The sequence below is a fragment of the Microbacterium sp. NPDC089320 genome, from assembly GCF_040684875.1.
GTDB lineage: Bacteria > Actinomycetota > Actinomycetes > Actinomycetales > Microbacteriaceae > Microbacterium.
In genome coordinates this window covers 16,300-28,776 of record NZ_JBFBGY010000008.1, presented here as the reverse complement: position 1 = coordinate 28,776, position 12,477 = coordinate 16,300, and the positions used below count along the sequence as shown (strand labels likewise).

Below are 12,477 nucleotides of genomic sequence, written 5' to 3'. Positions count from 1 at the left end.
GGGCGCGTCCGTGAACGCCCCCGGCGTCACCGCCACCGAGTGGCTGACCATGCCTGATCTCGTGGACGTGCTCGACGAGGGCCTCGGACGCGTGCGCAGACTCATCGACGAGCACTACCTGATCGGATCGCGTCGCTCCGGCGTGTTCGCGGTTCCGTCGGTGTTCATCGTCGACAACCACTCGCTGCCCTCGCTGCGGGGCACGATCATCGTGCTGCAGGACGCGGGCTTCACCGACGATGAGGTCATCGACTGGCTTCTCGCGCCGGAAGAAGAGCTCGGTCGCTCGCCGATCGACGCTCTCCTCGCCGGGCACAAGAGCGCTGTGCGCCGGGTGGCCCGCACCCTCGCCTGATCCGAAAGGCCTCTCGAGCCGTTCGCCTCAGGCCGACCGCACGGTCGCCGCGCGGGCGAGATCCCGCAGATCGCCCACGGCCGCGTTGTCGAGTCGCGCTCCGGACAGTGCCCGATCGGCCTCCCGTGCGTAGTCGTCGATCATCTGCTCCACGCGCTCGAGTGCGCCGGAGGCCGTGATGGTCGCCTGGAGGAACGCGACCTGCTCGCTGGTGAGATCGGGGTCACCGAGCATCTCGTCGAACAGGTTCCGAGCAGACGACTCGAGCGTCTGCCTCGTCAGGGCGACCAACACCGTGCGCTTGCCCTCGCGCAGGTCGTCACCTGCCGGCTTTCCCGTGACGGCGGCGTCGCCGTAGACCCCGAGCAGGTCGTCGCGCAGCTGGAACGCCATGCCGACCGGATGGCCGAACCGACGGAGGGCCTGCAGCTGATCCTCATCGGCGTCCGCGATCGCGGCACCGAGCACCAGGGGCTGCTCGATGCTGTACCGCGCCGACTTGAGTGAGACCACCCGCAGCGCACGCTCGACGTGCGAGTCGGTGGCATGCACGCTCCAGGCGGACTCCTCCGCGATATCGAGGAACTGACCCACGGTGACGTCTCGACGCATCCGTGCGTACTCGCGGCGGACCGCCGAGGCATGGGGCAGCGGCTCGATCGCGTCTTCGAGGAGGTCGTCGCTCCACGCCACCAGCAGGTCGCCGAGGAGGATCGCCGACGAGCGGCCGAACGCGGCGGGGTCGCCGCGCCATCCGGCTGCGACGTGCGCACCCTCGAGCGCGCGGTGGGCCGCCGGGCGTCCGCGCCTCGTGTCGGAATTGTCGATCAGATCGTCATGCACCAGAGCGGCCGACTGGAAGATCTCCAGGGCGGCGCAGACATCCCACAGAACGGTCGACTCCTCGGCGGTGCGGTCGCGGAATCGGGCCACCGACTGCCATCCCGCGTGGCAGAAACGCGCCCGCAGACGCTTGCCACCGCCGAGAGTGTCGGCTGCTGAATCGAGCAGGCCGACCGCGTCCGGGCCGTACTCGACCGACTCGCCTCGCATCCGGTCGAGGAACAGCTGCAGGCGCGCGGCGACCGCGTCGGAGACGAGTGTGGGGGACGGCACGACTCCCAGCATACGTAAAGCCAACAGCGCCCCTTACTGCTAGCCCGCAGCGGCATACCGCGCGTAGAATAGACGGACGAATACCCGAGGGGGACGAAATGCCACTCTCCGAACAGGAGCAGCGTCTGCTCGACGAGATGGAACGCCATCTCCTCCACAACGACGCCGATGTCGTCACTGCGCCGTCAGGTGACCGCGCTCTCAGCTACCGCAACCTCGTGTACGGAGCGCTCCTGCTCCTCGCCGGCGTGGGTGGACTGATCGTCGGAGTCGTCCTCGGGGACGTCTGGGGGGTCGTGGTCGGCGTCATCGGATTCGCTGCGATGCTGGGCGGCGTCATGATCGCCGTCACTCCTGTACGAAAGCCCCTCACGGCTTCGCCCCGCGAGCGCGCGGCGAAGCAGCAGAAGTCTGCGTCCTTCATGGACCGCATGAACGATCGTTGGGATCGCCGCCAAGACGGCAACTGACCCACACGCACTTCCTCGAAGGCCCGGATGCTCTGAGCATCCGGGCCTTCGTCGTGCTGCGGCTCCGTGACGCGACCGCGCGGGGTCGGGCTGCCTGGTTTCCTCCACCGGCCCTCCACTGCGCTCCACCACCATCGAACCCCGGAATCACGCGGCTGGTCGTCGAGCGAACACCTAAAGGGAAAGCGCGGACACGGATTCAGCGTAGGTTTGTGGAGGAAAGTGGAGTAAAGTGGGGCGCACCTCGAGTTGGCCGGACGGAGAGGGGGTGATGGCTGATGTTGCTGGGTACGCATTCTCCGAAGCTGGACGACAAGGGACGGGTCATCCTTCCCGCGAAGTTCCGCGAAGACCTCGGCGGCGGCATCGTCGTCACGCGTGGCCAGGAGCGCTGCCTCTACGTCTTCAGCACGGCCGAGTTCGAGGCGATGCACGATCGGATCCGCCAGGCGCCGCTCGCGAACAAGCAGGCACGTGACTTCATGCGTCTGTTCCTCTCCGGTGCGAGTGCGGAGATGCCCGACAGTCAGAACCGCATCACCATCCCCGCGCACCTCCGCCAGTACGCGGGGCTGCAGAAGGAGCTCATCGTCACCGGAGTCGGCGCCCACGCCGAGATCTGGGATGCGGAGAGCTGGAACACCTACCTCGCGGCCGGCGAGGAGACCTACGCAGATCTCGAGCAGGAGGTGATTCCGGGACTCTTCTGACCACGGCTGTGATGCCCCGCCGCTCCTGCCCCGACACACTTCCCCGGTGCCGGGTCGTGCAGCGGAGGGGGATCAGGGCCCTGGTCACCCAGATGCAGAGATCACCCGAGAAAGATCATGAACCTCCGCGACATCCACACCCCGGTACTCCTCGAACGCTGTGTCGAGCTCCTCGCCCCTGCGCTGCAGGAGGACGGAGCAGTGCTCGTCGATGCCACGCTCGGCATGGGGGGTCACTCCGAAGCGCTGCTCGAGCGATTCCCGAACATCCGCCTGGTGGGCCTCGACCGCGACACCGACGCCCTGCGCATCGCGGGGGAGCGTCTCGCTCGCTTCCGGGACAGGGTGACGCTGGTGCACACCGTCTACGACGAGATCGGACTGCATGCGCAGGGAGCCGCCGGCATCCTGTTCGACCTCGGCGTCTCGTCGCTGCAGCTGGATGAAGCCGATCGGGGCTTCGCCTACTCGAAGGATGCACCGCTGGACATGCGGATGGATCAGACGAAGGGTGTGACGGCGGCAGAGGTCATCGCGACCTACAGCGAGGGAAACCTGCGTCGCATCTTCGAGCGCTACGGCGAGGAGAAGCTCGCGGGGCGTTATGCGCGCTTCATCGTCGCCGCGCGCGAGAAGGCGCCCATCACCCGATCCGGGGAGCTCGTGGAGATCCTCCAGGCGGCGACACCGGCGGCCGCTCAGCGGGCCGGGCACCCGGCGAAGCGCGTCTTCCAGGCGCTGCGGATCGAAGTGAACACCGAGCTCAACGTGCTCGCGGACGCGATCCCCGCAGCGATGGATGCGCTCGCGGTCGGGGGACGCATCGTGGTCATGTCGTACCAATCTCTCGAGGACCGACTCGTGAAGCAGGCCTTCGCCGCGGGGGCGGCCTCCACCGCACCGCGGGGACTCCCCGTCGAGCTGCCGGAGCACGCGCCGCGATTCCGCATCATCACCAAGGGGGCTGAGCTCGCCGACGACGACGAGCGCGCTCGCAACCCCCGTGCCATCCCTGTCCGACTGCGTGCCGCAGAGAAAGTGCGTGAGAGCTGATGAGTCTGAACGTCGCAGCGCCGAGGCCGAGTGCGGTTCCCCAGGCACCCGAACGCGCGCCCCGTCGGCGTCTCGAGCCGGTGACAGGAACCCCGGTGCGCCGCAAGCCGAAGCTCGCCTACGCGCTGGTGGCGCTGGCAGGGGCCATGGCCATCGGGGCCGTGCAGATCGGTCTGTCTCTGGCGATCACGCAGGATTCGTTCGCACTGGCCGGTCTGACGTCCCAGCAGCACGAACTCGACCTCCGGACGAACGCCCTCCAAGAAGACCTCACCGGCACGAGCTCGCCGCAGTCCCTCGCCGCGAGCGCTGCATCCCTGGGAATGGTCGTGGCCGGAGCTCCCTCCTACCTCCGATTGAGTGATGGCGCCGTCTTCGGGCAGGGCACCGGCGCGACCGGCGCATCGACCATCGACCCGAACGGCGCCGGAGCGGTGAGCAACTCACTTCTGAACGACGTGCCGGTGAATGCCTCGACGGCAGACGACACCACCCCTGCGGGGGCGGTCGAGCAGTCCGCGCAGGAGCTTCCGCCGGCGATCACCGACGGGCTCCCGAGTCCGAGCACCCGCTAGACGAATCCACCCACCATCGAGACCTGACGGAGAGAGTCCATGACGACACGAGCCACCCGGACACCCCGGCGACGCACGGTCGTCGCTCTCGCGGTGATCCTGGCGATCCTCGCCGCCTTCGTGGTGCGGCTCGTCGACATCCAGGTGGTCAAGGCCGACGAGCACGTCGCGCAGTCGCTCGAGTTCATCGCGCACCGCACCGCGATTCCCGGCGAGCGCGGCTCGGTGGTCGACAGCGATGGTTCGGTGCTCGCCGAGAGCGTCATGGTCTACGACGCGCAGCTGAGCCCCCAGGTCATCCGCCTCCTCGAGGAGGACGAGAAGAACCCGCCCGCACTGCCCTGGGCCGAGGCGTCGACCCGCATCGCCGAGATCATGGGGCTGGATGCGGATGAGCTGCGTGCCGATGTCGCCGCGGCTCTCGCCGAGAACCCCGATTCGCAGTACCTGCCGCTCGTCAAGGGACTCAGCACGGAGAAGTACATCGAGCTCCGCGACCTCAAGGTGGGCTCGTACCTCGTGATGAAGCCGCGCGAGGTGAGGGTCTACCCGAACGGGGCCGTGGCGGGAAACCTCCTCGGTTACCTCGACGGGACGGGCACTGCGCAAGCCGGCGTCGAGAAGATGGACGAGAAGTGCCTCGCGCCCACGGACGGCGAGGAGTCGTACCGCACCGGAAAGAACTCCGTCGTGATCCCCGGCAGCGAGAGCCGAGTGGATGCGGTGGACGGCGGCACGGTCCAGCTGACGATCAACAGCGATCTGCAGTGGTACATGCAGCAGATGATCGCGGAGGAGGCGCAGGCACAGGGGGCCAAGGGCGGCACCGTGACTGTCGTCGAGGTCGGCACGGGCAAGATCCGCGCGGCGGCGGAATGGCCGACCATGGACCCGAACGATCTCGACGCCTCAGCGCCCGAGACGTGGGTGAGCAAGCTCTTCACCTACCCGTTCGAGCCTGGATCGACCTTCAAGGCCGTGACGGCCGCCGCCGTGATGGAGAACGGCGGGGTGACCATGACGAGTCCCACCGTGTCCGCCTCCTCGCACGAGAAATTCGACAACGGCGCCGTGATCAACGACGCATTCGTGCACCCCACCTTCCAGTACACCCTCGCCGGCGCACTCATCGACTCGTCGAACGTCGCGCTGTCGAAGTTCGGCACGATGGTGAGCCCCGACGTGCGTCACGACTACCTCGAGCGCTTCGGAGTCGGGGAGACGACGGTCGGCTTCCCCAGTGAGACGTCGGGTGAGATCCACCCCACCAGCGAATGGGACAACCAGTCGCTCTACACGACCACCTTCGGTCAGTACTTCACCGTCACTGCTCCGCAGCTCGCGGGCGCCTACCAGGCGATCGCCAACGGCGGCGAGAAGATCGGCCTCTCCCTGATCGAGTCGTGCACGACCGCCGACGGCACGGTGGTCACGCCCGACGCTCCCGAGTCCGAGCAGATCATCAAGCCCCAGACCGCGGCGGACCTCACGCGGATGCTCGAGAACGTCGCCGTCCAGGGCGGCAACGCAGACCGCATCCAGGTTCCCGGCTACCGCGTGACGAGCAAGACCGGTACCGCGCAGATCCCCGACGGCAAGGGCGGATACAAGTCCGGTGTGTACTACACGAGCATGGTCGGCTTCGCTCCCGTCGACGATCCGCAGTACGTCGTGGTGGTGACTCTCGACGAGCCGACTAGAGTTACATCGTCTGCCGCTACCGCCTCGGCCTTCCAGAAGGCGATGACCCAGACCATGAAGACCTACCGCGTGATGCCGTCCTCCAGCCCGATGGACGCACTGCTTCCGAAGTTCGAATAGACGGCGCCTTGCCGCGCCTGGAGACGTCATGATCGCCCTGTCGCTTGCTGAGATCGCCACTGTCATCGGAGGTGATCTCCGCCTCGCCGGTGCGTCCACCGCCGACACCGTCATCGACGGTGTGGTCGACACGGACTCGCGCACCATGGCCCCCGGTTCCGTGTTCGTCGCGAAGCCCGGCGCAGAGACGGACGGCCATCGTTTCGTCGGCTCTGCTCTCGCGGCGGGAGCGGCCCTCGCGATCGTGGAGCACCCCGTAGACGAGGACATCACGCAGATCGTCGTCCCTGACGTCATCGTCGCCCTCGCCGACCTCGCCCGTGAGGTCGTCGCCCGTGTTCGCGCAGCCGGAGACCTCAAGATCGTCGGGATCACCGGGTCGAACGGCAAGACGACGACGAAGAACTTCCTCGCCCGCATCCTCGCCGACGAAGGCGAGACGGTCGCGCCCATCAACTCGTACAACAACGAGGTGGGCGCGCCGGTCACCATGCTGCGCGTGACCCACAACACGCGGTTCCTCGTCAGCGAGTTCGGCGCCGACGCTCCGGGAAGCATCGCCCGCCTGGCCGGACTCGTCGAGCCGGATGTCGCGGTGGTGCTGATGGTCGGCATGGCCCATGCGGGCGGCTTCGGCGGCATCGAGGCGACGGCCAAGGCGAAGTCCGAGCTCGTCGCCGCGGCGAGGCCCACGGGCACCGCCGTGCTCAACATCGACGATTCCCGCGTGGCGGCGATGGCAGCGCTCGCGACGTCTCGCGGGATGCGGGTCGTCGGTTTCGGCCAGAGCGACGCAGCCGACGTGCAGGCTCACGACCTCGAGGTCACGGCGTCCGGTACCTCCTGCGTCATCGAAGCGGCAGGGGAGCGTCTGCCGCTCCGGCTGCAGGTGCTCGGCGCGCATCACATCGGCAACGCGCTGGCGGCCATCGCCGCCGCGGGCGTTCTCGGCGTCTCGACAGCCGACGCGATCGACCGTCTCGAGACGGTCGAGATCGCCGAGCGCTGGCGCATGCAGCCGATGGGCAACGACCGGGTGCGCATCATCAACGACGCCTACAACGCCAGCCCGGACTCGATGGCGGCAGCGCTGCGGACCCTCGCGCAGATCACCGGTCCCGACGAGCGGACGGTCGCCGTGCTCGGCGCCATGAGCGAGCTCGGCGAGACGGCGGGCGAGGAGCACGACCGTATCGGGCTGCTCGCCGTGCGTCTGAACATCCAGCGCATCGTCGTCGTCGGTCCCGAGGCCCGTCGCCTCTTCATCTCCGCGATCGGCGAAGGGTCGTGGGACAGCGAGGCCGTGTTCTTCCCCGACCAGGATGCCGCGTTCGAGTATCTGCGCACCGAGCTCCGCGACGGCGACCGCGTGCTCGTGAAGTCCTCCAATTCTGTGGGGCTCCGGCACCTCGGTGATCGTCTGGGAGAATTGTTCTCGTGAGATCTCTCATCATGGCGGCAGCCATATCGCTCGCCTTCACTCTCTTCCTGACTCCCGTCTTCCTCCGGCTCTTCCGCAAGTGGGGCTGGGGCCAGGTGATCCGCACACCCGAGGCGATGGAGAATCCGAGCCACGAAGCCAAGCGCGGCACGCCGACGATGGGCGGCGTCATCTTCATCGTCGGCACCATGGTCGGCTATTTCACGGCCACCTACGTCGGGGGCGGGACCCCCGCGTTGTCCGCCCTTCTCGTCATCTGGCTGATGATCGGATTCGGTGCCGTCGGCTTCATCGACGACTACATGAAGGTGCGCAGCCAGCGCAGTCTCGGCCTCTCCGGATGGCGCAAGGTGATCGGGCAGCTCCTGGTGATGATCCCGTTCGGAATCGTCGCCCTGAACTTCCCGAACGCGTTCGACCAGACTCCGGCGTCCGGCTCGATCTCCCTCTTCCGCGACATCCCCTGGTTGAACCTCTTCGCGTTCACCGCGATCCTGGGCTGGGCGCTCTATCTGCTCTGGATCTCGATCATCGGCGTCGCGACCTCGAACAGCGTCAACCTCACTGATGGTCTCGACGGCCTCGCCGCCGGCGCCGGGGTCATCGTCGTCGGCGCATACAGCCTGATCGCCTTCTGGCAGTTCAAGCAGTCGTGCGTGGGCGAGGGGGTCGAGACCGCCGCGCTCGGCGGATGCTACGAAGTCCGCGATCCGTTCAGCCTCGCGATCATCGCGGCGTCGTTCGGCTCGAGCCTGATCGGCTTCCTATGGTGGAACGCGCCGAAGGCGAAGGTCTTCATGGGCGACGTCGGTTCGATGGCGATCGGAGGTGTCATCACCGCGATGGCGATCCTCACCCGCACCGAGCTGCTGCTCCTGGTGATCGCCGGAGTGTTCGTCCTCGCCTCGGGGTCGGTGATCCTGCAGCGCGCCTACTTCAAGATCACCCGCGGAAAGCGACTCTTCCTGATGAGTCCGTTCCACCACCATCTCGAGATGCGCGGATGGTCCGAGGTCACGATCGTGGTCCGCATGTGGATCATCGCCGGGCTGCTCGCCATCTCGGCGGTCGGACTCTTCTACGTGGAATGGCTGACGCGTGTCGACTGACGAGAGACTCGCGACTCTGACGAGCTGGAATTCCGACTGGTCCGGCTTGCGCGTCGCCGTGCTCGGACTGTCCATGACCGGCTTCTCCGCAGCGGACACTCTCACGGAACTCGGCGCGGACGTGCTGGTCCTGTCCGAGTCGGCCGAGGAGGAATACGCGCAGCTCCTGCCCGTGATCGGTGCTCGTCTCGAACTGGGCGCGCTGGACCGGGTCCCCGACGCTCTGCGCGAATTCGCGCCGGAGGTCGTCGTCGCGTCACCGGGGTTCGCGCCCTCGCACGCCGTGATCCGGTGGGCGCAGGACGCGGGCATCGCGCTCTGGGGTGACGTCGAGCTCGCCTGGCGCGTGCGCGACAAGGTCACCCGCGCCGACGGATCCCCGGCCGACTGGGTGCTCATCACAGGCACGAACGGAAAGACGACGACGACCCAGTTGACCGCGTCGCTGCTCGTCGAGGGAGGGCTGCGCGCAGCGCCCTGCGGCAACATCGGCGTGCCCGTGCTCGACGCGGTCCGTGACCCGGCGGGCTTCGACGTGCTCGTCGTCGAACTGTCCAGCCACCAGCTCTGGTACCTCGGGCTCTCCGAGACCGAGGGCGAGCTGTATCCGCATGCCTCGGTGTGCCTGAATCTCGCAGACGACCATCTCGTGTGGCACGGCAGTGCGCAGGCGTACCGCGATGCGAAGGCCCTCGTGTATCGCAACACCCGCGTCGCCTGCGTCTACAACAAAGCCGACGAGGCGACCAGGCTCATGGTCGAAGAGGCCGAGGTGGTGGAGGGGGCGCGCGCGATCGGCTTCGATCTCGGCATCCCGGGTCCCAGCGACGTCGGCGTCGTGGAGGGCCTCCTCGTCGATCGCGCGTTCTTGGCCGACCGCGCCAGCAGTGCTCTCGAGCTCACGACGCTCGCCGACCTCCGGGACGCCGGTCTGGCCGCTCCGCACATCGTGCAGAACGTCCTGGCGGCGAGTGCGCTCGCACGCTCCCTGGGCGTCGAGCCGGAGGCCATCCACTCGGCGCTTCAGCGGTTCCGTCTCGACGAACATCGGATCCAGATCATCGCCCGGCATGACGGCATCACCTGGATCGACGACTCGAAGGCCACCAACCCCCACGCCGCGGCGTCGTCGCTGCGTGCTTACCCTGGCGCGGTCTGGGTGGTCGGCGGCGATCTCAAGGGCGTCGACATCGGCGAGCTGGTCGCGACGGCCGGGATCACGGCTCGTGCGGCCGTGGTCATCGGAGTCGAGCGCACGGCCGTGGTGGCCGCATTCGAGCGACACGCGCCAGGGGTTCCGGTGTTCGAGGTGGATGCTGGCGAGACTGGTCAGGTCATGAGTCGCGTCGTCGAGATCGCCGCGGGAATCGTCGACGGTGAGGGCACAGTCCTGCTGGCCCCCGCAGCGGCCTCCTTCGATCAGTTCTCGAGCTACGCGGATCGAGGACACCGCTTCGCCGAAGCGGTGCGGGACTGGATAGACCGGGGGAGCGCCGATGACGCAGGTCGAACGCCCCCAGCGCTCTGATACGGGGAACACCGCCCCAGGAGGTCTCGCAGCGCGAGTGTCGCTCGGGCGTCGTTTCACCCCCGTCTCGACCGAGTTCCTCATGATCGCGTCGGCCGCGCTGATGCTGACGATCTTCGGCCTCGTGATGGTTCTGTCGGCGACGAGCGCGACCGCCGTGTCTCAGGGTGAGAATCCGATGGACGGTGCCCTTCGGCAGGGCATCTTCGCGGTGCTCGGAGTGCCGCTGATGTTCCTGATCTCGCGGGTTCCGATGTCTTTCCTCAAGCGCATGGCGTGGCCGGCGCTCTTCGGTGCGGTCGCGCTTCAGCTGCTGGTGTTCACGCCCCTCGGGATCGAGGACGGCGGAAACCGCAACTGGATCAAGATCGCGGGATTCACTCTGCAGCCGTCGGAGTTCCTCAAGCTCGCCCTCGCGGTCTGGATCGGCTACGTCCTGATGCGCAAGCACACCATGCTGGGCACCTGGCACCAGGTCTTCATCCCCGTGGTGCCGGTCGGAGCGCTGGCGATCGGGACCGTGATCGCCGGCAAGGATCTCGGTACCGCGATGGTGCTGGTCATCATCCTGCTCGGCTGCCTGTTCTTCTCAGGGGTGAAGCTCCGACTGTTCATCATCCCGGTGCTGCTCGGCGTCGTCGCCGTCATCGCCCTGGCCGTCACGAGTCCCGACCGCATGCGGCGGATCACGGCGACCTGCTCCGACATGTCGGCGTACACGGGTGACTGCTACCAGTCGATCCACGGGATCTGGGGCATGGCGTCGGGCGGGATCTTCGGAGTGGGCCTGGGCAATTCGCAGGAGAAGTACGGCTGGCTGCCCGCTGCGGGCAACGACTTCATCTTCGCCATCGTCGGAGAGGAGCTCGGCCTGATCGGCTGCATCGTCGTGCTGGCCCTCTTCACGCTGTTCACCATCGGCGCGTTCCACGTCATCCGCAAGACGACCGATCCGTTCATCCGCGTCGCGGCCGGTGGCATCACCGTATGGATCACCGGTCAGGCCGTGTTCAACATCGGCGTCGTGATCGGACTGTTCCCGGTCATGGGCGTGCCGCTGCCGTTCATGTCGCAGGGCGGAACAGCTCTGCTGGCTGTCCTGATCGCGTGCGGTGTGCTGCTGTCCTTCGCGCGCACCATCCCTGTCGCCGAGGGTCGTTCGGCTGGACGGGCCGCTTCAGCAGGGCGGGGTAAGGTCACACGGTGACCACGTACCTTCTCGCCGGCGGTGGAACCGCCGGTCACGTCAACCCCCTGCTCGCTGTCGCCGACGCGCTGCTCGTCCGTGACGCCGATGCCTCCGTTCTGGTGCTCGGAACGGCCGAGGGCCTCGAGTCGCGGCTCGTGCCGGAGCGGGGGTATGAGCTCCTCATCGTCGACAAGGTGCCGTTCCCGCGTCGACCGGACAGGCAGGCCGCGCTGTTCCCGGCAAGGTTCCGCCGCGCGGTCGCCCAGGTGCGCGATCACATTCGCGCCCACGGCGTCGAGGTCGTCGTCGGCTTCGGCGGCTACGCCTCGGCGCCCGCATACGTCGCCGCGCGGCGTGAGCGCGTGCCGTTCGTCGTGCACGAGGCCAATGCGAAGCCTGGGCTCGCCAACGTGCTGGGTGCTCGCACCGCCGCTGCCACGGGAGTCGCGTTCGCGGGAACCCCTCTGCGTGGGGGACAGGTGGTGGGCATGCCGCTGCGCAAAGAGGTCATCGAGCTCGACCGCGCGGCCTCTCGCGATGAGGCCGCCGCATACTTCGGCCTCGACCCTGCACGCCCGGTCCTCCTCGTCTTCGGCGGTTCGCTGGGAGCTCAACGCCTGAACGAGGCGATCGCCGAGTCCTGGGGCGACATCCTCGCCGCCGACTGGCAGCTGTTGCACGTCACGGGGGAGCGCAGCGATCTCACCGACCCCGAGGTGCCCGGATACGCGATGCGTCGATACGTCGACCGGATGGATCTCGCCTTCGCCCTCGCCGACCTCATCGTCTCGAGGTCCGGTGCCGCCACCGTGAGCGAGATCAGCGCCCTGGGAATCCCGGCCCTGTACGTGCCGTACTCGGTCGGCAACGGCGAGCAGCGGCTGAACGCGGCGTCCGCCGTGGCGGCCGGCGCCGCGCGTCTTCTCGACGACGCGACTTTCGACGGCGACGCGGTGCGACGCCTCGTGATCCCCGTCATGCAGGATCGGCAGCAGCTCACGGCGATGCAGACCGCCGCTGCGCAGGTCGGCACGCGCAGCGGCACGGAGAACCTCATCGCACTCGTGGACCGGGCGCTCGGGTCCGCCTGACCTCACCGTCGACACGGCT

Annotated in this window: 12 protein-coding genes; 11 read left to right on the top strand and 1 reads right to left on the bottom strand. The window is 67.7% G+C overall.

Annotated features, from left to right (window positions below; translation table 11 throughout):
• The first annotated feature begins 10 nt into the window (after positions 1-10).
• Complete coding sequence (locus AB0N61_RS17350; protein WP_363365571.1) at positions 11-355, top strand: Rv2175c family DNA-binding protein; 345 nt, start codon at positions 11-13, stop codon at positions 353-355.
• 27 nt (positions 356-382) lie between these two features.
• On the opposite strand, the gene AB0N61_RS17345 is transcribed toward AB0N61_RS17350, so the two are convergent.
• The gene (locus AB0N61_RS17345; protein WP_363365570.1) at positions 383-1,471 is read right to left on the bottom strand and encodes a polyprenyl synthetase family protein; all 1,089 of its coding nucleotides are present in this window, start codon (positions 1,469-1,471) and stop codon (positions 383-385) included.
• 98 nt (positions 1,472-1,569) lie between these two features.
• Between AB0N61_RS17345 and AB0N61_RS17340 the strand changes: the two genes are divergently transcribed.
• From AB0N61_RS17340 to AB0N61_RS17295, 10 genes are all read left to right on the top strand, one after another.
• The gene (locus AB0N61_RS17340) at positions 1,570-1,941 is read left to right on the top strand and encodes a DUF3040 domain-containing protein (protein ID WP_167948833.1); all 372 of its coding nucleotides are present in this window, start codon (positions 1,570-1,572) and stop codon (positions 1,939-1,941) included.
• A gap of 278 nt (positions 1,942-2,219) precedes the next feature.
• The gene (mraZ, locus tag AB0N61_RS17335; RefSeq protein WP_167948832.1) at positions 2,220-2,651 is read left to right on the top strand and encodes a division/cell wall cluster transcriptional repressor MraZ; all 432 of its coding nucleotides are present in this window, start codon (positions 2,220-2,222) and stop codon (positions 2,649-2,651) included.
• Between the two features lie 117 nt (positions 2,652-2,768).
• The gene (gene rsmH / locus AB0N61_RS17330) at positions 2,769-3,704 is read left to right on the top strand and encodes a 16S rRNA (cytosine(1402)-N(4))-methyltransferase RsmH (protein WP_167948831.1); all 936 of its coding nucleotides are present in this window, start codon (positions 2,769-2,771) and stop codon (positions 3,702-3,704) included.
• A gap of 80 nt (positions 3,705-3,784) precedes the next feature.
• Entirely contained in the window at positions 3,785-4,279 is a 495-nt protein-coding gene (locus AB0N61_RS17325) for a hypothetical protein (RefSeq protein WP_363365568.1), read from the top strand.
• Positions 4,280-4,318: 39 nt separating this feature from the next.
• Entirely contained in the window at positions 4,319-6,100 is a 1,782-nt protein-coding gene (locus tag AB0N61_RS17320; RefSeq protein WP_363365567.1) for a penicillin-binding protein 2, read from the top strand.
• A gap of 28 nt (positions 6,101-6,128) precedes the next feature.
• Complete coding sequence (murF, locus tag AB0N61_RS17315; protein WP_363365566.1) at positions 6,129-7,541, top strand: UDP-N-acetylmuramoyl-tripeptide--D-alanyl-D-alanine ligase; 1,413 nt, start codon at positions 6,129-6,131, stop codon at positions 7,539-7,541.
• The gene (gene mraY, locus AB0N61_RS17310; protein ID WP_167948827.1) at positions 7,538-8,650 is read left to right on the top strand and encodes a phospho-N-acetylmuramoyl-pentapeptide-transferase; all 1,113 of its coding nucleotides are present in this window, start codon (positions 7,538-7,540) and stop codon (positions 8,648-8,650) included. The genes murF and mraY overlap by 4 nt, the downstream gene beginning before the upstream one ends.
• Positions 8,640-10,178 carry a UDP-N-acetylmuramoyl-L-alanine--D-glutamate ligase gene (murD, locus tag AB0N61_RS17305; RefSeq protein WP_363365565.1) on the top strand — a complete coding sequence of 513 codons (1,539 nt, stop codon included), beginning with the start codon at positions 8,640-8,642 and terminating at the stop codon, positions 10,176-10,178. Before mraY ends, murD begins: the two co-directional genes overlap by 11 nt.
• Positions 10,147-11,385: a putative lipid II flippase FtsW gene (gene ftsW, locus AB0N61_RS17300; RefSeq protein ID WP_363365564.1), complete on the top strand. Its 1,239-nt coding sequence runs from the start codon at positions 10,147-10,149 to the stop codon at positions 11,383-11,385. Before murD ends, ftsW begins: the two co-directional genes overlap by 32 nt.
• Positions 11,382-12,458 carry a UDP-N-acetylglucosamine--N-acetylmuramyl-(pentapeptide) pyrophosphoryl-undecaprenol N-acetylglucosamine transferase gene (locus AB0N61_RS17295; RefSeq protein ID WP_363365563.1) on the top strand — a complete coding sequence of 359 codons (1,077 nt, stop codon included), beginning with the start codon at positions 11,382-11,384 and terminating at the stop codon, positions 12,456-12,458. Before ftsW ends, AB0N61_RS17295 begins: the two co-directional genes overlap by 4 nt.
• Positions 12,459-12,477: the final 19 nt, after the last annotated feature.

Coding starts and splice junctions, on each gene's coding strand:
- ftsW (WP_363365564.1), top strand. CDS start 10,147: ATGACGCAGGTCGAACGCCCCCAGCGCTCTGATACGGGGAACACCGCC.
- mraZ (WP_167948832.1), top strand. CDS start 2,220: ATGTTGCTGGGTACGCATTCTCCGAAGCTGGACGACAAGGGACGGGTC.
- murF (WP_363365566.1), top strand. CDS start 6,129: ATGATCGCCCTGTCGCTTGCTGAGATCGCCACTGTCATCGGAGGTGAT.
- AB0N61_RS17320 (WP_363365567.1), top strand. CDS start 4,319: ATGACGACACGAGCCACCCGGACACCCCGGCGACGCACGGTCGTCGCT.
- AB0N61_RS17340 (WP_167948833.1), top strand. CDS start 1,570: ATGCCACTCTCCGAACAGGAGCAGCGTCTGCTCGACGAGATGGAACGC.
- rsmH (WP_167948831.1), top strand. CDS start 2,769: ATGAACCTCCGCGACATCCACACCCCGGTACTCCTCGAACGCTGTGTC.